General features: G+C 68.6%; 20 protein-coding genes. 1 reads left to right on the plus strand and 19 read right to left on the minus strand.

All coding sequences use genetic code 11. The annotated features are described in order from the left end of the window. Positions 1–12: 12 nt before the first annotated feature. A complete protein-coding gene (locus tag GNX71_RS07430) occupies positions 13–1,434 on the minus strand; it encodes a TPM domain-containing protein (RefSeq protein ID WP_206177733.1) in 1,422 nt (473 codons plus the stop codon). 104 nt (positions 1,435–1,538) lie between these two features. After that, positions 1,539–3,782 (minus strand): penicillin-binding protein 1C, encoded by a 2,244-nt coding sequence (gene pbpC / locus GNX71_RS07435; protein WP_206177734.1) that lies wholly within the window; start codon positions 3,780–3,782, stop codon positions 1,539–1,541. A 267-nt stretch (positions 3,783–4,049) separates the two neighbouring features. Here pbpC and GNX71_RS07440 point away from each other — a divergent pair, with 267 nt between their 5' ends. Further along, positions 4,050–4,250, plus strand: coding sequence for a thrombospondin type 3 repeat-containing protein (locus tag GNX71_RS07440; protein ID WP_206179371.1), 201 nt, complete (start codon positions 4,050–4,052; stop codon positions 4,248–4,250). Positions 4,251–4,313: 63 nt separating this feature from the next. Here the strand turns inward: GNX71_RS07440 and GNX71_RS07445 are convergent, their stop codons facing one another. The 17 genes from GNX71_RS07445 to GNX71_RS07525 all read right to left on the minus strand — a co-directional run bounded on the left by GNX71_RS07445 (position 4,314) and on the right by GNX71_RS07525 (position 21,594). Continuing rightward, the gene (locus tag GNX71_RS07445) at positions 4,314–4,940 is read right to left on the minus strand and encodes a LysE family translocator (protein ID WP_206177735.1); all 627 of its coding nucleotides are present in this window, start codon (positions 4,938–4,940) and stop codon (positions 4,314–4,316) included. 49 nt (positions 4,941–4,989) lie between these two features. Continuing rightward, the gene (locus GNX71_RS07450; RefSeq protein WP_206177736.1) at positions 4,990–5,391 is read right to left on the minus strand and encodes a GFA family protein; all 402 of its coding nucleotides are present in this window, start codon (positions 5,389–5,391) and stop codon (positions 4,990–4,992) included. Between the two features lie 87 nt (positions 5,392–5,478). Next, positions 5,479–5,757, minus strand: coding sequence for a DUF2277 domain-containing protein (locus tag GNX71_RS07455; RefSeq protein WP_013539925.1), 279 nt, complete (start codon positions 5,755–5,757; stop codon positions 5,479–5,481). A gap of 34 nt (positions 5,758–5,791) precedes the next feature. Next, positions 5,792–6,286 carry a GNAT family N-acetyltransferase gene (locus GNX71_RS07460; protein ID WP_206177737.1) on the minus strand — a complete coding sequence of 165 codons (495 nt, stop codon included), beginning with the start codon at positions 6,284–6,286 and terminating at the stop codon, positions 5,792–5,794. Beyond that, complete coding sequence (locus GNX71_RS07465; protein WP_206177738.1) at positions 6,283–6,867, minus strand: GNAT family protein; 585 nt, start codon at positions 6,865–6,867, stop codon at positions 6,283–6,285. Before GNX71_RS07465 ends, GNX71_RS07460 begins: the two co-directional genes overlap by 4 nt. Positions 6,868–6,937: 70 nt before the next feature. After that, positions 6,938–8,281: an amidase gene (locus tag GNX71_RS07470; RefSeq protein ID WP_206177739.1), complete on the minus strand. Its 1,344-nt coding sequence runs from the start codon at positions 8,279–8,281 to the stop codon at positions 6,938–6,940. Next, a complete protein-coding gene (locus tag GNX71_RS07475; RefSeq protein WP_241027192.1) occupies positions 8,281–8,994 on the minus strand; it encodes a DUF2848 domain-containing protein in 714 nt (237 codons plus the stop codon). The genes GNX71_RS07470 and GNX71_RS07475 overlap by 1 nt, the downstream gene beginning before the upstream one ends. Before the next feature lie 13 nt (positions 8,995–9,007). Continuing rightward, the gene (locus GNX71_RS07480) at positions 9,008–10,318 is read right to left on the minus strand and encodes an MFS transporter (protein ID WP_206177740.1); all 1,311 of its coding nucleotides are present in this window, start codon (positions 10,316–10,318) and stop codon (positions 9,008–9,010) included. A 46-nt stretch (positions 10,319–10,364) separates the two neighbouring features. Next, the gene (locus tag GNX71_RS07485) at positions 10,365–11,042 is read right to left on the minus strand and encodes a DUF4286 family protein (RefSeq protein ID WP_206177741.1); all 678 of its coding nucleotides are present in this window, start codon (positions 11,040–11,042) and stop codon (positions 10,365–10,367) included. Between the two features lie 144 nt (positions 11,043–11,186). Continuing rightward, positions 11,187–12,104 (minus strand): LysR family transcriptional regulator, encoded by a 918-nt coding sequence (locus tag GNX71_RS07490; RefSeq protein ID WP_206177742.1) that lies wholly within the window; start codon positions 12,102–12,104, stop codon positions 11,187–11,189. A gap of 51 nt (positions 12,105–12,155) precedes the next feature. Beyond that, positions 12,156–13,022 (minus strand): class D beta-lactamase, encoded by an 867-nt coding sequence (gene blaOXA, locus GNX71_RS07495; RefSeq protein ID WP_206177743.1) that lies wholly within the window; start codon positions 13,020–13,022, stop codon positions 12,156–12,158. 119 nt (positions 13,023–13,141) lie between these two features. Then, entirely contained in the window at positions 13,142–13,573 is a 432-nt protein-coding gene (locus GNX71_RS07500; RefSeq protein ID WP_206179373.1) for a GNAT family N-acetyltransferase, read from the minus strand. Positions 13,574–13,606: 33 nt separating this feature from the next. Then, positions 13,607–13,972, minus strand: coding sequence for a nuclear transport factor 2 family protein (locus GNX71_RS07505; RefSeq protein WP_206177744.1), 366 nt, complete (start codon positions 13,970–13,972; stop codon positions 13,607–13,609). 71 nt (positions 13,973–14,043) lie between these two features. Continuing rightward, a complete protein-coding gene (locus GNX71_RS07510) occupies positions 14,044–14,400 on the minus strand; it encodes an NIPSNAP family protein (protein WP_206177745.1) in 357 nt (118 codons plus the stop codon). A gap of 19 nt (positions 14,401–14,419) precedes the next feature. After that, on the minus strand, positions 14,420–14,809 hold the full coding sequence (locus tag GNX71_RS07515; protein ID WP_206177746.1) for a VOC family protein: 390 nt from the start codon (positions 14,807–14,809) through the stop codon (positions 14,420–14,422). Between the two features lie 16 nt (positions 14,810–14,825). Continuing rightward, complete coding sequence (locus tag GNX71_RS07520; RefSeq protein ID WP_206177747.1) at positions 14,826–15,470, minus strand: hypothetical protein; 645 nt, start codon at positions 15,468–15,470, stop codon at positions 14,826–14,828. A gap of 94 nt (positions 15,471–15,564) precedes the next feature. After that, on the minus strand, positions 15,565–21,594 hold the full coding sequence (locus GNX71_RS07525) for an MG2 domain-containing protein (RefSeq protein WP_206177748.1): 6,030 nt from the start codon (positions 21,592–21,594) through the stop codon (positions 15,565–15,567). Positions 21,595–21,646 lie beyond the last annotated feature (52 nt).

Genomic DNA, 21,646 nt, shown 5'->3' on the forward strand with positions numbered 1-21,646 from the left:
GCTGCCGGGCACCTACCAGCTGCCCGACGCCCCGCCACCGCTGCTGGACCCACCCCCGCCACTGTCGGAGGACGAAGACGACGACGAGCTGTCCGACGAGCTGCTGCTGCTGGAAGAACTGCTGCTGCTCCATCCGCTGTCGCTGCTGTCGTTGTCATCGCCACCCCCGCCGCCGCCTCCCCCGAACGGTAGGAATGCGAACAGCAGCGCAAGGAAGGTTGCCAGCGCGGCGGGGATCCAGCTTTCGTCGGGCACCGGGCCCGGGTTCGTCTCCATCAGCATGAAGCTGAGGATGCCGAGCACGATGAACCATCGGATGAAGAAGCCGAGCTGGCTGCGTCGCCAGCTCTTCAGGATGCCGATGCCGATGAGGCTCGCGAACAGCAACGCGACGCCGCCGCACATGACCCAGAGCAGGCCCCAGAAGAAGCGGTCTGAGCCGAGGTAGACGCCGAGGGCGACAAGGCCCGCGATCAGCACCGCGAGGCCGATGAAGAACCGGCGTGCGCCCTTGAACCGGCCCGACAGGTAGCCGACGCCGTACACCAGGCTGGCGGGCGTGAGGAGAAAGAGCGGCAGCGCGAGATTCATCACCGCCAGCGACGCGGCCGCCTGGCCGGCGACGACCAGCCCCAGCACCGTGAGCCGGCCCGGCCGCTTGCGGGGCGGCGCGTCCTGCGTCTGCAGGTCGGCCCACAGCGCCGTCGCCACCGCGGCTTCGCGCTCGGCGGCGCGGCGCGCCTTGCGCACCCGCTTGCCCGTGCCGCGCACCACCACGCGCGGCCCGGTCCCGGCGGCGGGCGCGGTGCGCCCGTACCAGATGCCGATGGCGAGCGTCCAGAGCATCACGCCGAGCGCGGCCCATTTCATCTGCATGTCTTCGAGCGGCTGCATGAACGCCGCGAGCGGATGCTTCTTTTCCTCCGGCGCGGGCTCTTCGGATTCGATCGGCAGCATCGCCGCGGGCGGATCGATCAGCTGCGACAGCGATTGCACGGCCGCCTGAATGCCGCCGGCGTAGTCGTTCTCGCGAAAGCGCGGCTTCATCTGCTGGTCGATGATGCGGGCGGCCTGGATGTCGGTGATCCTGCCCTCCAGGCCCGTGCCGACTTCGATGCGCATCCTGCGGTCTTTCAGCGCCACCAGCAGCAGCACGCCGTCGTCCTCGTCCTCGCGGCCGAGCTGCCACTCCGCAAAGACGCGGGTGGCGTACTGCTCGATGGAGTCCTCGCCCGTGGTCGGCACGATCAGCACCGCCAGCTGGGCCTGCGTGTTCTGCTCGAGGGCGCGGATGTCGCTGCGAAGCGCGTCGGCCTCGCGCGTGCCCAGCGTCTTCGTGAGATCGACCACGCGGGAGTCCATCGCGGGCACGGGGACCGGCCTGGCCTGTGCGCTGCCATGCCAGGCCAGCAGGGCGATCAAGAAAAGTCCCATCCACGGCAGCCAAGACCAGGCTGTCTTCGGCTCCTTGCGGCACTGCATCGGAATCGGTCCTCCAGTTGCGATGGTTGTTGTTGTCGTCGTGGCGCCGTGCGTCCTCATCGGCGCGCGCTCTTCGTCACCACGCCCGCGCCGCGCACTTCGAGCTTGCGCTGGTCGACCACCTTGCCGGAGGCATCGACCAGTTCGATCACATGGCGTCCGGGCCAAGGCAGCCACTGCGCGCTGTTGCCGCGCGCAAAGGGCTTGCCGTCGATGCGCCACTGCACGCCGCGGCCTTCGGACTCGAAGCGCACGCGCTGGCGCAGCGGCGGAATGTCGGGGTCGAGCGCGATGATGGTGCCGTCCGAGGGCGCGGTGATGCGCGCGGCGACGCCGTCGGTCGCCATGCCGGTGTCGAGCGCGAAGAGAGGTTGCTCGGTGCCCTGCAGGAACCACTCGCTGCGCGCCGCCTCGATGGCGTTGCCGTCGGCCGCGGGGCCGAACTCCACGCGCGCCTCGACGAGGCCGGCGGGCGGCGTGGGTGCGCGGCTGGGCTCGCGCGCGTGCAGGAAGCGCATCACCTCGGCCCACACGGGCGCCGCGCCGCTGGTGCCGCTCACGTCCCACATCGAGGCGCCGCTCGCGTTGCCGACCCACACGCCGACCGTGTAGCGCTGCGACCAGCCCACGGCCCAGTTGTCGCGCATGTCCTTGCTGGTGCCGGTCTTCACCGCGGTCCAGAAGCGGGTGGAGAGGATGCTGTCGAGGCCGAAGGTGCGGGTGCGCGCGTTCGGGTCGGAGAGGATGTCGCCGACGATGAAGGCGGCGCGCGGATCGAGCAGCGGCGCAACGGCCGCGGCCTTCGCCTTGCCGGCGGGAGATGCCGGTGGCCGCACTGTCATCGTCGTCGTGCCGTAGCGACCGCTGTTGGCCAGCATGCGGTAGGCGTTGGCGAGCGACAGCAGCGACACCTCGGCGCTGCCGAGCGCGAGGCTGTAGCCGTAGTAGTCGCCGCTCTCGCGCAGCGGCAGGCCGGCCGCGCGCAGGCTGCGCGCGAACGATTCGGGCGACACCATCACCAGCGTGCGCACCGCCGGCACGTTGAGCGACGCCGCCAGCGCGGTGCGTGCGGAGACGGGGCCCTTGAACTGCCGGTCGTAGTTCTGCGGAATGTAGAGGCCGCTCGCGGTGCTGATCTGCGCCGACGAGTCCTCGATCAGCGAGGCCGCGGTGATCCGCTTCTCGGCAATCGCCTGGCCGTAGAGCAGCGGCTTGAGCGTGGAGCCCGGCTGGCGCAGCGCGGTCACGCCGTCGACCTCGGCCGCCTGGCTCAGCGGGCCGGAGGAGCCGACCCATGCGAGCACTTCACCGCTCGCGTTGTCGAGCACCACGAGCGCACCGTCTTCCACATGCCGGTCGCGCAGCTCGCGCAGGTGGCGTTGCAGGGAGTCGAGCGCAAAGCGCTGCAGCGGCGCGCGCAAGGTGGTGCGGACGCTGGTTTCCTTGCCCTTCGGCGGTGCAGCCGGGTCGGCGGCTGCCGCATCCCGCATCTCGCGCAGCACCCGCCGCGCGGCATGCGGCGCGATGCCTTGATTGGCATCGAAGGCGCGCCGCTGCACTGCCGCGCTGGTGAACATGTCGATCGCATCGCAATCGACCTTCTGCCCGGGCTCCATCGCGCGCAGCACCTCGCAGGCGCGCTGCGCGACGAGCGCGGGCTTGGCATTGGGCGCGCGCACCAGCGCCGAGGCGACGGCGGCCTCGCGCGCATCGAGGCCGCTCGGCGCCTTGCTGAACAAGGTGCGCGAGAGCGCATCGATGCCCACGATCTCGCCGCGGAAGGGCACGGTGTTGAGGTAGGCCTCGAGGATCTGGTCCTTGCGCCAGTTGCGCTCCAGCTGCGCGGCGGCCACGGTCTGGCCGATCTTCTGCGTGAAGCTGCGCCCGCCGGAGGCGCGGCGCAGGTCTTCGTCGAGCAGGCCCGACAGCTGCATCGTGATGGTCGATGCACCGCGGGTGCGGGTGTTCCAGAGATTGCCCCAGGCCGCGGACGACACCGCGCGCCAGTCGATGCCGCTGTGCTCGTAGAAGCGGCGGTCCTCGCTCAGCACCATGGCCGTGCGCAGCGCCGGCGATACGTCGGCCAGCGCGATCCACTGGCCGCGCCGCACGGTGGCATCGGTGCGCACGCGCTGCAGCAGCTCGCCGTTGCGGTCGAGCACGGCGGTGTCGGAAGAGCGGAAGTCGCGCTTCACGTCGTCGAAGGTGACGAGCGCCCAGGCCGGGTGCGCGCAGGCCGCGGCCAGCAGGACCACGGCAAGGGCCCGGCGGGTGGGCGTGAAAAGCGCAAGCAGCTGCATCGAAAGGCGAGGGGGTTGAGGACGATCTGCCTCGCATTCTCTGCGATGCACCACGGGAACCTCGCCTACTCGGGGACGGGCGGGTTGCCGCCTTGCCGGTGCGGGCGCTTCGGCCCAGAGTGACAGCAGATTCCACATCCGGTAACGAACTTCACGCGAAGGCTTCAATGGAGAAACCCAACGCGTACGGGCGTGGTCTTCAATGCCCTACCGGCTCGCTGGAGGCGAGCCCGGTTTCATAACCACTCCTAGGAGAAACGCATCATGATGATGAAGACACTGACGATCGTGCTGGCCGCATCGGCCGCCCTGGCCGGTTGCGTGGTCGCACCGTACGACAACAACCCGCCGCCGCGCGCCCAGCGCGACCGCGATCGCGACGGCATACCGAACCGCGCCGACCGCGACCGCGATGGCGACGGTATTCCCAACCGCTACGACCGGGCTCCGAACAACCCGAACCGCTGACAGTAAAAAAAGGCCGCGAAGCATGAGCTTCGCGGCCTTTTTTCATGGGGATGCCGGGGCGTCTTATCCCGGTCGGCGCGCCATCAGCGCCCAGATGCCCGCCGCGCTCAGCAGCGAACCTCCCGTGAGATTGAAGCGCCGCTGCGCGCGCGGCGACGAGAGCAGCTTGCGCGCCGAGGCCGCGAACACCGCATACAGCGTGGCGTTCAGCGCGGCCATCGCCACGAAGGTCACGGCCAGCACCCACATCTGCCGCGTCACGTCGGCGGCCGGGCTGATGAACTGCGGCAGGAAGGCCACGAAGAACACGATGCCCTTGGGGTTCAGCGCCGTCACCAGGTAGGTGTTGGCAAACAGCTTCCAGCGCGAGGCCGGCGCCGCGGGCGCGGCCATCTCGGTGGACCTGATCCCCGCGCGCATCAGGCGGATGCCCAGGTACAGCAGGTACAGCCCGCCCACCCACTTCACCACCGTGAACCAGAACGCCGAGGTCGCCAGCAGCGCGCCCAGGCCCAGCAGCGAGACCACGAGCGCGGTCGAATCGCCCAGCGCCACCGCGGCGATGAGCGGCACGTTGGCGCGGCGGCCGTGCGACATCGAGTAGCTGATCACCGTGAGGATGGTCGGCCCCGGGATGATCAGCAGCACGGCGGAGGCCGCGACGAAGGCGAGCCAGAGTTCGATGGGCATGAGGTCTTCTCCTGGTGGTGTTGGCGTTGGTGGAAAGCGATTGTCTGCGTCAGGTGCCGATGGCCGTGCGCGCGACGTGCCAGGTGCCGCGGTGCCCGTCCACGTAGCTGATCGGCGAACTGGTCAGGTCGTCCAGCTCCACGTCGTCCAGGCAGGTCACGTTCACGCCGTAGGCGCTCGCGCCGGTCTCGGGCGAATGGCCCACGCCGAAGGAGCGCACGCGGCAGTGGCGGCACACGATGTAGTGGCTGTTGCGGGTGTCCAGCATCTGGTCGCTGAGTTCGGATTCGCCTTCGAGCAGGCGGAAGGCATCGGGTGCGACGATGGCCGGCCAGAAGCGCGTCTGGGTGCAGATGGCGCAGTTGCACCGCAGGGTGCCCAGGCTTAGGTCGATGTCGGCTTCGAATCGAACGGCGCCGCAGTGGCAGCCGCCGGTGTAGGTCTTTTTCATGTGCTTGTTCGGTGCTCCGTGGATCGATGGGAGCAGCCGGCAAACACGATATCAAAGGCCGTGCCAACCGGCATCGGCCAGGGCTTTTCAGGCGGGCGCGGTGCCGAACCGGGCGGCCGACCGGGCCTTGGCGCGCTCGGCCTCGACCGCGCGGTCCTTCGGTTCGGCCGTGGTGACGAGCGAGTCGATCAGGCGCGCCGCGGTCGCGGCCACCTCGTCGACCGCGCGCTCGAAGGCCTCTTCGTTGGCCTTCGACGGCACGCTGAAACCGCTGAGCTTGCGCACGAACTGCAGCGCGGCGGCGCGGATCTCCTGCTCGGTGGCGGGGGGCTCGAAGTTGTAGAGGGTCTTGATGCTTCTGCACATGGGCGCGCTCTCCGATTGCAGTGAATGCTTCAGTCTAGCGAAGGAGGGCCATCCTGAAGGCATCGTGGTAAATGCCGTCGATCCGGCTCGCGCGCCGCGCAAGGCCTTCGTGCTCGAAGCCCAGGCGCTCGTACAGCGCCTTGGCGTTCAGGTTGTCCGCGCGGACCGAGAGCTCGATGCGGGTCAGCCCGCGCGCCCACGACCTGTCGATGGCGGCCCGCAGCAACTGCGTGCCCAGGCCCAGGCCGCGCGCCTCTGGCAACAGGGCGATGCCCAGGATGCCGATGTGCGCCCGCGAATTCCCGAACACCGGCGACACGTCGCACCAGCCCACGACCCGGTCGCTGACATCGACTGCGACGACATGCGGGAAGCCCTCGGCCAGCACGTTGCGATAGAAGGCGAGCGATTGCTCCCACGGCGGCGCCTGGGTCTGCGCGAGGTACTTCTTTTCGCGCGCCACGGTGTCGAGCGCCTTGTGCAGGCTTTCGAAGTGGCGCTCTTCGGTGGTGACGACGGAATGGGTCATGCGCGAAGCCTCGCTTCCAGTTGCTGTTTCACCGCCGGCCACTCGTCGTCGATGATGCTGAAGCGCACCGAGTTGCGCTTGCGGCCGTCCGGCATGATCCGCTCGTGGCGGACGATGCCCTCCTGTTTCGCGCCGAGCCGCAGGATGGCCGCGCGCGATTTCGCGTTGATCTCGTCGGTGGTGAACTGCACGCGCACGCAGGCCATCGCCTCGAAGGCGTGGCACAGCATCAGGTACTTGGCCTCGGTGTTGACGAAGCTTTTCTGCCACGACGCCGAGATCCAGGTGCTGCCGATCTCGAGCTTGCGGTGGATGGGGTCGATCTTCCAGAAGCGGGTCGAGCCGATGACGCGGCCGGTCTCGCGCAGCACGGTGACGTAGGCCATCACGTGCCCGGCTGCCTGGCCTTCGAGCGGGGTACGCAGGTAGGCGTCGATGGTCTGGGCCGAGGGGACGACGGTGAACGGCAGGTTCCAGAGTTCGCCGTCGGCGGCGGCTGCCACAAGGGCGGAGGCGTCGGAGGCCTGGAGGGGTCGCAGGGTGATGCGGCGACCGACGAGGGGCTGATGAGACGGGGGCATGCGCTGAAGATAGCGCAAGCTGCACCCTCGCCCCAACCCTCTCCCGCGCGCGGGAGAGAGGGCAAGACCCTCAGCGCAGCGCTTGCTCCACCGCCAGCGCCACGGCTGCGAGCCGCGCGTCGTCGCCGCGCACCGACGAGAGCATCAGCCCCACCGGCAGTTCGTCCGGCGCATGGCAGGGCAGGCTGAACGCGCACCCGTCGAGGAAGTTGATCGCGAAGGTGTTGCGCAGCAGCAGGCCGTTGGCCTGGAAGAACGCCGCGTCTTCGGCCAGCGACGCGATGGGCGGCGCGACGATCGGCACGGTCGGGCAGACGAGCGCGTCGAAGCCTTCGAGCGCGTGCTCGACACGGCCGATCCAGTCGCGCCGGCGGTCCTGCATGACGATGTAGTCGGCGGCGCGCACCTCGGTGCCGAGCGCGATGCGTGCGGCCACGCGCGAATCGAAACCCTCGCGCTTCGCGGCGAAACGTTCGCGGTGCACCGCCGAGGCCTCGATGGGCGAGAAACCGCCGGGTGCGTTGATCGACGCGATCTCCGCCAGCTCGACCAGCGTGATGTCGACCACCTGCGCACCCGCCGCCGACAGCGCCTGCACCGAACGCTCGAAGGCGCGCGCGACCGCGGGCTCGATGCCGTCGAACATCAGCGTGCGCGGCACCGCCAGGCGCAGGCCCTGGAGCGGACGCCGGCGCACCACCAGCGGCGCATCGGCAATGGCCGCATCGGCGACCAGGCAGTCTTCGACGCTGCGCGCCATCGCGCAGACGGTGTCGAGCGAACGCGCGAGCTCGAAGGCACCCGTGCGCGGCACGCGCGACTGCGTGTTCTTGAACCCCACGAGCCCACAGAGCGCAGCCGGGATGCGGATCGAGCCGCCCGTGTCCGACCCCAGCCCCGCGACCGCGAGGCCCAGTGCCACCGACACGGCCGCGCCCGAGGACGAGCCGCCCGGGATGCGCGGCGTGCCCGCATCGGCCGGGTTGTGCGGCGTGCCGTAGTGCGGGTTGATGCCCACGCCCGAGAACGCGAACTCGGTCATGTTGGTCTTGCCGACGATGGCCGCGCCTTGCGTGCGCAGCCGCGCCACGGCCACCGCATCGCGCACGGCCGGCGGTTCGCCTTGGCAGACGGCGGAGCCGGCCATCGTGGTTTCACCCGCGACGTCGTACAGGTCCTTGACCGACACCGGCAGGCCCGCGAGCGCGCCGAGTTGCACGCCCGCCTTCTGCGCCGCATCCGCATGCCGGGCGGCCGCGAGCGCCGCATCGGCGTAGGTCTTCGTGAACACATGCTGCGCCGAAGGCAGCGCGGCCGCTTCGAGCACCTGCCCGATCAGCGCTTCGTGCGACAGCTCGCCGCGCGCGATGCGTTCGCGCAGGGAGGCGATGGTGAGGTTGCCGGTGCCGCGCATCACGCCACCACCGGCAGTGCGTTCACCGCATAGCGGTGCACGATGCGCCGCTGCAGGCGCGGATCGCGCAGTTCGATCTCCATCTGCGCGGCGGGGCGGATGCCCTCGCCCTTCGCATTGGGCAGTGCGCCGAGCGTGCCGCAGGTCATGAAGAGGCCCTCGGGCGCGGCGCTCGTGCCGGGCATGCCGTCACGCAGCGCGGCCAGCGGCCGGATCGATGCGAGCGTGCCGCGCTGGTAGTCCACCCAGCGGCCGTCCTCGAAGATGCGCGAGTGCAATTCGATCTCGTCCTGGTGCGCCTGCACATCGCGCCAGCCCCAGGCCACCTGGGCCACGGGCTTGGCGCACATCTGCTTGGAGACCGCGACCGAGTAGCTCTCGACCTGGCGGTCGGTGTGGTCCGAGGCCACGCTCAGCCACCACTCGCCCTCCGAGAAGAAGAACACGGGCTCGGCCTCGCCGGAGCTCTGGTCGCCCAGCGCCTCGATGGCGGGCGACTGGGTCAGCAGCTGGGACGCCACCCGGTAGTACAGCGGCACGCTCGAAGGGCGCGGCACGCCGATGGCGGCCAGCTCCTCGATGTGGTGTTCGATGGCCGCAACGTCGCGGCCGGTCCATCCCGCCACCACCAGCGCGGTGGGTTCGACGGAACGCAGTTCGATGGCGCGGGCGCCGTCGGCGCTCACGGTTTCGCAGGCAAAACGCAGATGCATGTCGTTCTCGGTCTCAGGCTTCCAGGGGTTTCTTGGCGGTTTCGCGGGCGATGAAGAGCGCGACCAGCGTGATGCACAGGGCCACCGTCACGTACAGCGACACGGCCACCGTGGTGCCCCACGACTTGTAGAGGCTCGCGATGATCAGCGGCGCGAAGCCGCCGCCCAGGATGCCGGCCAGCGTGTAGGCCAGCGACGAGCCGGCATAGCGCACGCGGCCCGGGAACTGCTCGGTCACGAAGGCGGCCTGCGGGCCGTACATGATCGCGTGGATGATCAGGCCGACCACCACCGCCGCGCAGATCGCGATCGGCTGCGCGCTGTTCATCAGCACGAAGAACACGAAGGCCCAGACGATGCCCAGGAGCGCGCCGGCGATGTACACGGGCTTGCGGCCGATGCGGTCCGAGAGGCTGCCGAAGTAGGGCACCGCGATCGCATTGCAGGCCGCACCGATCATCGTGGCGGTGAGCGCGAGCGGCCGCGACAGGTGCAGCACCGTCGTCACGTAGGTGAGGGTGAACACCACCACGAGCGCATAGAGCACGTCGGAGCCGATGCGCGAACCGCCGGCCACCAGGAGGCGCCGCCAGTGCTGCGTGAACACTTCCTTCACGGGCGTCTTGGCGGTGGCCTTCTTCTGTTCCATCTCGAGGAAGACCGGGGTCTCGTCCACGCCGCGGCGCAGCCACAGGCCGAACAGCACCAGCGCCACGCTGGAGATGAACGGAATGCGCCAGCCCCAGGCCATGAAGTCTTCCGGGCTCAGCCAGGCCGACACGGCGGCGATGAAGCCGGTGCCGATCAGCGTGCCGAACGACGGGCCGATCTGCGTGAACGAGGCGTTGCGGCCTCGCTCGTTGGGCTTACCGTGTTCCATCGACAGCAGCACCGCGCCGGCCCATTCGCCGCCGAGCGCCACGCCCTGCACGAAGCGCAGCGCAACCAGCGCGACCGGCGCCCAGATGCCCCAGGTCGCATAGGTGGGCAACAGGCCCATGAGGCCGGTGGACACACCCATGATGACCAGCGTGGCCACCAGCACGAAGCGCCGGCCGAGGCGGTCGCCCAGGTGGCCGAACACCACGCCGCCGAGCGGCCGCGAGATGTAGCCGACCGCGTAGGTCGAGAACGCGAGGATGGTGCCCGTGAGCGGGTCGAACGACGGGAAGAACACCGCGTTGAAGACCAGCGCGGCCATGATGTTGTAGACGGTGAAGTCGTACCACTCCAGCGTGGTGCCGATGGAGCTGGCCATTGCGAGCCGGCCCATCTTGGGCGGTGCCGCAGCGGTGGCCGGGGCCTTGAGAACGTGTTCGGTCATGGGAATGCCCTTGTTCAATGGAGAGATGGAAAACGGGGAGGCGTGATCAGTTCAGTTCGGCCGCGCTCAGCTTCCAGCCGAGTGCGAGCAGCCAGCCGGCGGCCGGGTCGGCATCGAGCGCGGCGGCTGCGGCGGTACGTACGGCGCGCGCGGCATCGGCGCTGCTGGTCTCGACGACCAGCAGCGGCTGCAGCACGCGGCCTTCGGTAGATTCGCGCGGCAGCGGCGTGCTGAGCGTGGTGTCGGGTGCGAGCAGGTACGACTGCACGAAGCCTGCCTGTTCGGCGAGCTGGCGGCCGGCTGCGGCGGCGCGCGCGACCAGCGCTTCCGCGTCGCCGGTGACTGCAAGCGGCAGCACGACCGCGTGGCTGCCGCTGCCGAAGCCCGTCACCGCCCGCACGGCGCACACGCGGCGGATCGGCTGGCGCATGCGGTCGAGGTTGGCAATGGACCACGGCGTCTGCTTCTCGAACGCGGCGCGGTAGCCCGGCGAGCCGAACACGGCCAGCGATTCGGTGCGGTACAGCCCCAGGTACTTGCGCCCGCCTTCGAGCGAGAAGTAACGTGCGCCCGACAGGAAACCGGGGATGCGCACGCGCTCTTCCACATGCTCCCTGTCGTACCAGCGGTTGAAATCGGCCTCGTCGGCCGGCTCCACGTCGGAGGCGACGAAGAGCATGCCGTTCGCGTTCGCTGCGGGGGAAGAAGAGTCAGGTGTGTTCATGGCGGCGGAAGAGGAGGCGGGCCTTCGAAAAATGAAGGCGCGATCTTCCGTCGCGGGGTCGGACTGTCACAAACGAGTTTTTTTGGGCGACAGCCACAAGAATTACTGGCCCTTTTTCGGGGCCGGAATGCGATGTTTTGAGGGTTAACCCTCTGAAGCTGCGCTCCAGGTTGGTGCGATTGCCGAAGTCGTGAACTGGTCGGAGGCCCGGCAGGCCAGTTCGGCCACGAGCCGGATGGCATCGGAGTCGGCCGCTTCCAGGTGGCTCACCACGATGCGCTGCGGCGAGATGAGCGCATCGCACTCGATGATCCGCACGTCGCCGATGGCCACGTATTCATAGCAGGGCGGCAGCGGCACCAGCGCATTGCCGAAGCCCGCCTTCACCAGGCGCGCGAGCGCCGAGATCGAGCTCACGCAGTGCACCTTGCCGAGAGGAATGCCGGCCGCGCGAAACAGGTTCTTGAGCGCCTCGTGCGGCTGCGAGCCGGGGCTCATCGTGAGCACGGGCTGGCGCAGCAACTGCTCGACGGTCTGCACGCCCTCGGCGCCGACCGGGCCGACCCAGCCCATCGGCATCGGCAGGCACGGCGTGCTCACGATGCCCGCGCCGGCGATGTGGTCGGTCTGCAGCGCGATGTCGAGCGCGCCTTCGCGCAGGCCCCGGTGCAGGGCGAGCGTGGTCTCGGAGGTGAGCTGCACCTCGATGCCCGGGTAGGTGGAGCGCAGGTTGGTCAGAAAGCCCAGGAGCCAGGTGTGGACCACGGTCTCGATGGCGCCGATGCGCACCAGTCCGAGGATGTCGCCGCGCGGCCGGCCGAGCGAGACGATCTCGCGGCGCAGCTCGAGCAGCCGCTCGCCGTAGTCCATGAGCCGCACGCCCACCGGCGTGAGCCGCAGCTCGCGCGCGTCGCGCTCGAAGAGGCGCGCGCCGATGTCTTCTTCCAGCGAGGCCACGCGGTTGGACACGGCCGCCTGCGTGATGTGGAGCCGGTCGCTCGCCGCGCGAAAGCTGCCCAGCCGCGCGGCCCAGAGGAAGGCTTCGACAAATCTTGTATTCATGAGGGCACCTGCGGGGCATTTTGCCCGCAACCCGCCCTGCGATGGGTGTTCCTAGGCCGCAAGAACGTTCATCTGCGCGAGCAGCTTGCGCCCGAGCGGGATGCGCTTGGCCACGTCGGCCTCGCCGTGCATGTCGATGTTCAGCGCAAAGCTCTGCACGCTGCCATTCGCCTGCGCGACCCAGCCGACCCACCAGCCGAGCGAGAAGCCCGGCGTTTCGTACCAGCCGGTCTTGCCATGCAGGGCGTGGGTGGGTGTCTTCTCGAGCCGCGTGATCTCATGGACCATGTCCTGCGTGCGCATCGACATCGGCAGGCTGCGCTGCGCGAGCCGCATCAAAAAGCGCACCTGCTCGGCGGCGGAGATCTGCAGCTTGTTGTTCACCCAGAACTGGTCGACCTCGGTGCCGAGCGTCTCGTTGCCGTAGTGCAGCTTCGCGATCCACTCGTTCATGCGCGCAAGGCCGATGCGGCGCGCCACCTCGCGGTAGATCGGCAGGTGCGAGACGCGGATCGCGTCGCGCAGGTTCATGTCGCGCTTCCATTCCTTGCGCTTGTAGGTGCCGCCGCCGTAGGGAAGGATCTCGTCGATGTCCTTCACCGCGCCGGTCTCCAGCGCGATCAGGCTGTTGGGGATCTTGAAGGTCGATGCGGGGCTGTAGCGCTTCTCGGCGCGCCGGCGGTCGACCACGGTGAGCTTCGCGGTGGCGCTGTCGAGCACTACCCAGGTGCCGCGCACGCCGACGTCCTTGAAGTGGGTGGCGAGGTCGGGGCGCTCCTCGACGTGCGCGACGGGCGTGGCCGCGTCGGCGAAGCGCGTGGCGCCGAGCGCGGCGAGCAGGCCGCAGCCGCCCTGGGCGAGAAAGGTGCGGCGGGCGTGGGGCGTGGGGGTCGTGAAGGGCGGTGGAAGCAGGGGCATGTCGTGTGCTGCGTGTGATGGAACCTGCCGATCATCTGGTGCAGGCCGGTCATTCACAACGCAGGCGGGCCTGCGCTTCGTCACGGGCGTAACGGCTGTCACGCCATCGGCTGAATGGTTCAGCTGTCGTCGATCAGCCCGCGTTCGCGCGCCTGCTGCTCATTGCCGAAGATCGCCATCGCGGTGCGCATGCGCTTGAACCCCAGCTTCTTGTAGAAGGGCTCCTTGCCGGCCACCGCGTACAGGATGATCTTGCGATGCCCGCGCGAAAACTCCACGAGCTTCGCGACGATCGCCTTGCCGAGGCCCGTGCCCTGGTGGTCTGGGTGCACCGCCACGTCGCAGATGTAGGCGCAGTCCAGGCCGTCGGCCACTGCGCGACCCGCGCCGATCAAGCGATCGCCTTCATAGACGAGGCACTTGAACATGCTGTTCGAGAACACGACCTGCAGGTCGGCCGGTTTCTTGTGGCCCAGCGGGGCGATCTCGTAGAGGCGGGAGAGCTCGTTCCAGTCGAGCGCTTCGAGCGTGTGGCGCCAGTCGAGCGGCATCGCAGCAACACTCCCGCCGTCCATCTTCCTTCTTCAGCCCATCGAGTAGAAGAATTCCTCGCGCACGATCTTGCCGTCCTTGACGGTGTAGAGCGCCATTTCTTCCATCGTGAAGCGTTGCTTGGTGGGCTTCATGGTCACGTCGAACTTGAAGCCGACGATGAAGCGGTCGTCATGTGGCCACGGGCCGGCGACCTGCATGGAATGCACCTCGTGGTTGGCTACCCACCACTCGCCCTTGCCGCGGATGCCCGCAAGGCCGACCGTCTCGCGCTGACCACCGGGAGGGGCGCTGGCCTCGACGCTCACCGCGTCGGGGGCATAGAGCGCCAGGGCGTCCTCGAATTTTCCTGACTTGCACACGGCCACGAGCTTGTCGGCGATCTCCTGGATGTTCATGCGGTTCTCCTTTGATGAACGAAAGCGGTGATGACGGAGGCGGGAGTTTAGGCCTGTGCATGCAGCCGCGGTTACTTATCTTCGGTATGCCGGTCGTTGAGTGTGCGCATGCTGTCGGCCGCTTCCTGCGAGACCCACAAGAGGGTGTTGAGATACGTCTCGATGCGGTCCACCAGCGCGCTGCGCGGGCCGTCGCGCCACTCCGAAGATCCGTAGAACGCCGCCTGCTCGGCCTCCAGCGCCTCGCGGCTGTCGTAGGCGCGAACGAGGTGGTAGGTGGCTTCCTCGTGGTCCGATTTTCCGTAGGTCACCACGTCCATGCCCTTGCTGCGCAGCATCGGCACGGCGCGCTCCTGCATGGCCTTGTCGAACGCTTCGAGGGTGCCGGGCTTGAGGCGGTAGGTGCGGATTTCGAGGAGGCGGTTCATGGAGCGCTTTCGTCGGGACTTATGCGGGTTGGAGAAGATCCCATTTGTTGCCGCACAGGTCCAGGAAGACCGCCACCGTGCCATGCGGCTCGTGCCTCGGCTCTTCGAGGAAGCGAACGCCATGGGCCTTCATGTGGTCGTGGTCGGCCGCGAAGTCCTGCGTGTGCAGGAACAGGAAGACGCGCCCGCCCGCCTGGTTGCCGACCGCCGCCGCTTGCTCGTCGTTCGCAGCCTTGGCGAGCAGCAGCGTGGCACCCATGTTGCGCGAAGGCGCGACCATCACCCAACGCTTGCCCGGGCCGCGCGGCGTGTCTTCGACGAGGTCGAAGCGCAGCGCCCCGGTGAAGAAGCGGATGGCTTCGTCGTAGTCGTGGACGAGGAGGGTGACGGTGGCGAGGTGCCTGGACAACGCGTTGCCCGATCGATCAGGTGAAAACAATCGCCGTCTTGTGCGCAATGCTCAGCCGGGCCGATTCGTACAGCAGCAGCCACGACTCGATTTCCCGGTAGAGGCCTTCGTCGTCGCCCATGCCGTCGCCGAGCCGGGCAGCTTCCTCGTCCGACAGCTGGCCGTCCGTGAGCGCGATGCCCAGGGCGGGCGCGACCAGCACTAGTTCTTCAAGCAGCCGGTACGACGAGCCGAGCATGCCGCCGGGCAGGTCGGTCTCGTCCTCCTCGGCAAAGATCACCTCCTCGAAGTCGACCGGTACATAGAAGCCTTCTGCGTCCGAGTGGCAGAGCAGGTGGCTCTCGAAGGTGCTGGCCACGTCTTCGAGCGTCTCGTCTTCCGTGGGGTCGGTGTCTTCGGGCAGCGGCGTCGCCATCCAACCGGGTGTCGTCACGCGATGTGCATAGGCACGGCGCAGGTAGTGGATGAACGAGTAGGGCAGGCCGTCGATCGGTGCGCGCGAATCGAGCGGCGGCAGCGCGCGGGGCTCCACGTGCGGCGGCAGGCCCGCCTCGGCGAGCTTGCGGTTCACGACCGCAAAGTCTTCATCGAACTGCTCGGCGCTCTCGGGATCGTTTTCGATCAGGTCGGCGAGGATGCCGACGGAAACGGCCAGGCCCATGAGGTTCTCCAGGTTGGTTGGTTCGCTGCGATCGTGATGGGGGCCGGTGAAGGCGGGATGACGGCCCGCCTCGCACCGGCCCTCGGTGGCCGCGTTACTTCGCCGCCTCCACCTTCACCCGCGCATTCGGCGCCTCGCCGAACATCTCGGGCGCATACATCGCCTCGACGCGGCTCGGTGGCAGCGCGAAGTCGCCGACGTTGTTCAGGCGCACGGTGTATTCCATCTTCACCACGCCCTTGGGCAGGTACTCGTAGTAGCTGCGGAAGGCTTCGAAGCTGCGCTCCTCGAAGGCGGCCCAGCCGGCGCCGGACTTCTTCTCGCCCTGCGTGGCGATCTGCGAGTCACGGCCGAGGCCGCCGCCCAGGATGGTGGCGCCGCCCGGGATCGGGTCGCTGATCACCACCCAGGTCATGTCGGCACTGGCGTTCACTTCCAGCGTCACGCGCAGCACGTCGCCGCGGGTGTACTTGCCCGCGGTGGCCTGCTCGACCGGGGTGATGGTCTTCTTGATCGCATAGCCGGCGGCGAACGGCGCCTTCAGCTGCACGGCGGCAAGCGACTGCAGCGTGAGCCACGGCTTGCCGGTGCCTTGCTGCGTCACCAGGAGGGTGTCGCGCACCGGTGCACCCGAAGGCGATGCCGCCCACGGCAGGAACATCGTGTTGTTCTTCAGGTTGCCCGGCGATGCGGGCGCGCCGAACATCGTGGTCTGGTTGGGCGCACCGGCGGCGTCGGTGGTCTTCACGCGCTCGACACGGCTCCAGTCGACCTGCGCCTTCACCGCGCCGAGCGTGGCGGCGGTGACGCCGGCCACCGGCGTGCTCTCGAACACCTTGCTGAATTTCTCCAGCGCGAGCCCGCCCCACAGGTTGGCGGTGGTGGTGTGCCAGGCGCCGTTCTGCTGGCGGCCGATGAAGCCGTTGGCGAGCTTGCCGATGTCGTCCTTCCAGCTCGGGTCGTCCATCACGCTCAGCAGCAGCCGCGCGGTGTTGACGTCGCCGTTGGTCATCAGCCACCACCAGTAGTCGTCCTGCTCGGTGCTGAAGATGAGCTTGGTGCCCTGGTACGACAGGCGCGCCTTCAGCACGTTGTTGGCCTCGTCCAGGCGCTGCTGGCGCTGCGGCACATCGTTCACGCGCTTCAGGATATTGAGCCAGTCGATCACAGCGCTGGTGGGCCACTGGTTCGGCGCGATGGTGATGCTGCCCAGCATGCTTCCCTTGGCCTTGCCGTAGCGCGAGAGCGCTTCGAGCGCGGCGAGCTTGCGCACGTCCAGGTCCTTGCGCGGGCTCCAGAACTCGCGCGTGATGCGGCCTTCGACAAAGGCGATCAGGCCCGACTCCATCGGCGCGCGCACGTCGTCGGCGAGCGCGAAGGCGGGGTTGAGCTGCGCGGCCTCGTTCGTCGCTGCGAGCAGGTACGAGGTGAGGATGTCGCTGCCGCGGTTGGCTTCGCCGTCGCGCGGCGGGAAGTAGTTGGCGAGGCCGTCGCCGTCCAGGTAGGTCGGCAACGTCGCCAGCACGCCCTGCCACATCTTCGCGTCGCGCAGACCCACCGACTTGCTGGTCTTCTGTTCGAGGCAGATGAAGGGGTAGTTCGCGAACCAGTCCCGCACGCCCGGCAGGCCTTCGGCGAGCTTGGGCTGCAGAGAGAGCTTCAGGCCGCCGCGGCCGGGGAGGGCGTCGGCGGGCGGCGCCACGTCGAGCGTGAACGGCCCGTCGATCTGCACCAGCGTGGCTTGCTGCACCGTGAGCGGCACCGAAGGCACGATGCGCTGGCGCACCTTGAGCGCGTCGCGTGCGCCGCCGAGGGTGTCCTTCGCCTCGATTTCCCACAGGATGGCTTCGGCGCGCGTCTGCGCGAGCTGCGCGGGCGCGGTCACGGTCCATGCCACTTCACGCGCTTCGCCGGCCGGGATGTCCACGGTCTGCGTTTCCAGCGTGAGCAGGGTGGCGCGCGGCGTGGCCTCGACCTTCATCGGTTTCTGCGTGGTGTTGCGCAGCGTGATCTGTGCGCGGAACTGGTCGTCCTCGCGCACCAGCGGCGGCAGGCCGCTGATGATCTGCAGGTCCTGCGTGGCCTGGATGCTCGCCTGGCCGGTGCCGAAGAGGCTGGTGCCCGAATCGGCCACGGCCACGATCTTGAAGGTGGTGAGCGCGTCGTTCAGCGGCACCGTCACCACGGCCTGGCCGTTGGCGTCGAGCACCACCTTCGGGTTCCACACGAGCAGGGTGTCGAGCAGTTCGCGCGTCTGGCCCTTGCCGCCGCCGCCGCCCGCGGGCACGGCCTTGCGGCCGTAGTGGCGCCGGCCGACGATTTCCATCTGCGCGGTGGAGGTGCTCACGCCCCAGCTGCGGCGCTGCAGCATCGCGTTCAGCAGGTTCCAGCTGTCGTTGGGCATCAGCTCCAGCAGCGCCTGGTCGACCGCGGCCAGCGCCACTTCGGCGCCGGCGGCCGGCTTGCCGTCGGGCAGCTTGGCGGTGATGGTGACCTGCGCCTTGCTGCGGATCGGGTAGCTGGGCTTGTCGCTGGTGACGGTCACGTCCAGCTGGTGGGCACGCGTGCCGACGCGGATCTCGGCCATGCCGAGGCGGTAGGCGGGCTTGCTCAGGTCGACCATCGCGGTCGGCGCGACGTATTCCTTGCCCTCGTACCAGAAGGCGGTCCACCATTCGCGCGGCGCCTTGAAGCCCCAGGTGAAGAAGCTGTACCACGGCACTTCGCGCAAACGGCCACGCAGTGCGAGCACGCTGATGTAGGCGTTCGGCCCCCATTCGGGCTTGACCTGCAGCGTGACCGTCGGGTCCTTGCCGTCGAGTTGCACGACGTGGGTTTCGATGATGCCTTCGCGTTCCACCGAGACCAGCGCGGTCGCGAAGCGGAAGGGACTGCGCACCTGGAACTTGGCGACCTCGCCGGGCTGGTAGCTCTTCTTCTCGGGCAGCACGTCGATGCGGTCGTTGTCCTCGCCGCCGAACCAGAGCTCGCCCTGCTTGGTCACGTAGACGGAGCTCACGGCCTTGCTGTCGCGGCCGTCGCTGTCGGTGGCGCTCGCCACGAGTTCGACTTCGCCGGCTTCCTTCAGCTCCGATTCGCACAGCAGCAGGCCGCGCGCATCGCTCTTGCCGCTGCAGACGGTGCCGATGTCTTTCGTCTCGGTCTTGTTGTCGTAGGTGTAGAAGCCGCCCACCATGCGCTTGCGGCTGGTGGTGGTGATGCGCGCCATGGCGCGCACGTTGAGCGTCACGCCGGCCTGGGGCTTGCCCGTGAGGTCGAGCGCGAGCGCCTGGAACTTGAGCTTCTGGCTGGTGGAGACCCAGCCTTCGGTCTTGATGCCGGCGATGACCGATGCGGGCCACAGCGTCTGCGTGCTGCGAATGGTCTGCACCTCGCCGTTCGGGTCGGCGTAGGTGGCTTCGAGCAGCAGCTCGCGCGCCGCCTTGACCTTGGGCACCTTGTCGATGGTGACCTTGCCGGCGCCGTCCTTGTTGAGCGTGAGCGCCAGCTTGTCGGCGATCACGCGGGTGTCGCTGGCGCTGTTGATGTCTTCGTCGGCGCCCGCGGTATCGGCTGCGGTCGCCGCTTGCGTGCCGTCGCCCTGGTCGGCGCGCGGCGGGTTGAAGCTGAAGGCGTCGTAGTCGGAGAAGCTCAGGCTTTTGCCGCGCACCATCGCCGACACCCGCACCGGCAGGTTGGCGGCACCGCCGCCGGCCACGTAGTTGATCTGCACATCGGTGGGCACGCTCGTCGCGGCCACCAGCGGCTTCTTCTCGGTCGGCGCAATGCGGCCTTCGAGCACGGGCAGGCGGAATTCCTCGACGCGGAACATGCCGGTGCTGAAGCTGCGGCTGCCGCCGCCTTCGTCGCCGTCGCCTTCCTCGCTGTCGCCGTTGGCGTCCTTGCCGCCGCCGCTGCGCAGCATCACCTCGTACACGCCGAGCTTGGCGGCGGGCGGAATGGCAAAGGTGTTCTCGGCGCTCAGGCCGCCGGTGGCGGTCTTGCGCCAGCTGAGCGGCTGCGTGAAGCGCTGGCCGCTGCCGGTGTGGGTGATGACCAGCGTGTCGGGCCGGTTCTCGGGCAGGCCGAAGCCCTTGCTGGTCTGCGTGCGGATCAGGCTCTTCATCGACACCGTCTCGCCGGCGCGCAGCAGCGTGCGGTCGAAGATGGTGTGGGCGATGCGATCGGGCTCGGGCTGCAGGTTGGTCGGCACGTTGAAGCGCCAGGGCTCGATGCCGCGCTGCCAGTCGCTGAAGGTGAAGGCGAGGTCTTCCACGCCCTTGTCGTCCTTGGCGCGGGCGCTCACGAACCAGGCGCCGCTGTCGTATTCGTTCGAGCCGTTGCAGCTCGGCGCCTGCGGCGACACGCCCTGCAGCGTGACGATGCCGTTGGCGTCGGTGGTGCCGGTGGCCACGGCCTTGCCGTCGCAGCTGGAGACGCGCACTTCGGCGCCGGCGACGACCTTGCCCTTGTCCAGCGTGGTGACCCAAGCCATCGAGTTCTCGCGGCCCAGCTTGAAGTGCACCGCCAGGTTGGTGGCCAGCGCGGTGGTGCGCACGTACATCGTGCGGCCGGCGGGGTAGCGCTCGTCGAGCAAGGCCTCACCGAGTTTCTGCGAGGCGATCTCCAGCACGTGGAAGCCCGGCGTCAGCGGGATGCCGATGACTTCGAAGGGGCGCGGGTCACCCGCGTCGGACTTGGGCATGTCCAGCGCCTTCACGCCTGGCTGGCCGGCCAGCAGCGACAGCATGCGGGTCTGCACCGTGGTGCGGTCGTCCTTGTCGATGACGGGGGGCAGCGGGCCCTTCACGTCCTTGCGCGCGACATCGCGGTTGACCACGTAGCTGTTGTCGTAGCGGCGCACCTTGCGGTACCACGCGATGATTTCCGCGTCGGTCTTCGGGTTCATGTCGCTCACCTTGCCGGGCGTGAGGGCGTTCACCATCAGCTGCGGCTCCACGCGGCGCACGGTCACCGGCATCATGGCCGGGGTGTCGGGCTCGGCCAGCCGCTCGATCACGCCGAAGGGCGAGGCGGCGAACTTGGCCAGCGGCGGCATCGCGCCGGTCGCCACCTTCAGCGGAAAAGTGCCGGGCGTGGCCAGCGGGCGGCCCGAGGCGTCCTCGAACTTGGAAGGCAGCTCGATGCTGTACTGCGTGCTCTCGGCCAGCGGCGGGCCGAAACTCAGGTTGCTGACCACGTCGTCGTCGCTCTGCGTGCCGCCGTCGTTGTCGAGCTTGGCCTTGATCGTCTTGCCGTCGCCCTTGAGCTCGATCTGCGAAGCCAGCTTGCGCGTGACCGGTGCGTTGAAGCTCAGCTGCATCGGGCGCAGCGGCAGGCACGCGGACTGCGCGTTCTCGCGCTCGCAGGTGAACGAAATGGCGAAAGGCTCGCGCACCTGGTAGTCGAGCCGGCGCTCGACGTTGTTGGCAACGCCCGACGGCGTGGCCACGCCTTTGCCGTAGACGACCTGCACCTTGGTGCCCGGCGTCAGCGTGCGGTTGCACTGCATCGTGATGAAGCGCAGCGGGTCCTTCTCGGCTGCCTTGTCGCGGCTGAAGGCCTTGAGTACGCCCGCGCGCTGCTCGCCGTCGAGCAGCTTGACCGGAATGCGCTCGCCCACGCCGTCGGCCGAGCACCAGACGTTCTGGCGCACGCTCTCCAGCGTGGCCGCGCCGTTGAGTTCGAGCACGAACATCTGCTGCTCGTCGATGCGGGCGTAGGTGCCCGGCATGTAGTTGCGCACGAACGGGCCACCGCTATTGAATTGATAGCGCTCCGGGCCGGTCAGTTCGCCACCCGCGCTGGGCTTGAAGGTGGGAATGCGGGTGACGGTGCAGCGCACGCCGGGCGGCAGGTCGTTCTCGAAGTCGTAGACCCAGGCCTTGGCGTCGGTCCAGCGGCCGGTGCCCTTGCCGGCCTGTGCGTCGGAGCAGCTCACCGAGAGCGGGGCGGGCGCCTTGGGGTCGCCGAAATTGACGGCAGCCTGGTCGAACTTGGCGACGATCTGGCGCACGCGCGCCACCTCGCCTTGCGGGGTCAGGCTGGTGATCTGGAGTGCAAAGCTCGGGGCGGCCAGCAGGGTGCTCGCGGCCAGGAGCAATGAGGGAACGAAACGGGTCACGGAATCTCCTCCTTGGGGCAGCGCGCAGCGTAGCCGATTTGTGCTTCAGAAC

The organism is Variovorax sp. RKNM96, assembly GCF_017161115.1.
GTDB lineage: Bacteria > Pseudomonadota > Gammaproteobacteria > Burkholderiales > Burkholderiaceae_C > Variovorax.

Coding starts and splice junctions, on each gene's coding strand:
- GNX71_RS07430 (WP_206177733.1), bottom strand. CDS start 1,434: ATGGGACTTTTCTTGATCGCCCTGCTGGCCTGGCATGGCAGCGCACAG.
- pbpC (WP_206177734.1), bottom strand. CDS start 3,782: ATGCAGCTGCTTGCGCTTTTCACGCCCACCCGCCGGGCCCTTGCCGTG.
- GNX71_RS07440 (WP_206179371.1), top strand. CDS start 4,050: ATGATGAAGACACTGACGATCGTGCTGGCCGCATCGGCCGCCCTGGCC.
- GNX71_RS07445 (WP_206177735.1), bottom strand. CDS start 4,940: ATGCCCATCGAACTCTGGCTCGCCTTCGTCGCGGCCTCCGCCGTGCTG.
- GNX71_RS07450 (WP_206177736.1), bottom strand. CDS start 5,391: ATGAAAAAGACCTACACCGGCGGCTGCCACTGCGGCGCCGTTCGATTC.
- GNX71_RS07455 (WP_013539925.1), bottom strand. CDS start 5,757: ATGTGCAGAAGCATCAAGACCCTCTACAACTTCGAGCCCCCCGCCACC.
- GNX71_RS07460 (WP_206177737.1), bottom strand. CDS start 6,286: ATGACCCATTCCGTCGTCACCACCGAAGAGCGCCACTTCGAAAGCCTG.
- GNX71_RS07465 (WP_206177738.1), bottom strand. CDS start 6,867: ATGCCCCCGTCTCATCAGCCCCTCGTCGGTCGCCGCATCACCCTGCGA.
- GNX71_RS07470 (WP_206177739.1), bottom strand. CDS start 8,281: ATGCGCGGCACCGGCAACCTCACCATCGCCTCCCTGCGCGAACGCATC.
- GNX71_RS07475 (WP_241027192.1), bottom strand. CDS start 8,994: ATGCATCTGCGTTTTGCCTGCGAAACCGTGAGCGCCGACGGCGCCCGC.
- GNX71_RS07480 (WP_206177740.1), bottom strand. CDS start 10,318: ATGACCGAACACGTTCTCAAGGCCCCGGCCACCGCTGCGGCACCGCCC.
- GNX71_RS07485 (WP_206177741.1), bottom strand. CDS start 11,042: ATGAACACACCTGACTCTTCTTCCCCCGCAGCGAACGCGAACGGCATG.
- GNX71_RS07490 (WP_206177742.1), bottom strand. CDS start 12,104: ATGAATACAAGATTTGTCGAAGCCTTCCTCTGGGCCGCGCGGCTGGGC.
- blaOXA (WP_206177743.1), bottom strand. CDS start 13,022: ATGCCCCTGCTTCCACCGCCCTTCACGACCCCCACGCCCCACGCCCGC.
- GNX71_RS07500 (WP_206179373.1), bottom strand. CDS start 13,573: ATGCCGCTCGACTGGCGCCACACGCTCGAAGCGCTCGACTGGAACGAG.
- GNX71_RS07505 (WP_206177744.1), bottom strand. CDS start 13,972: ATGAACATCCAGGAGATCGCCGACAAGCTCGTGGCCGTGTGCAAGTCA.
- GNX71_RS07510 (WP_206177745.1), bottom strand. CDS start 14,400: ATGAACCGCCTCCTCGAAATCCGCACCTACCGCCTCAAGCCCGGCACC.
- GNX71_RS07520 (WP_206177747.1), bottom strand. CDS start 15,470: ATGGGCCTGGCCGTTTCCGTCGGCATCCTCGCCGACCTGATCGAAAAC.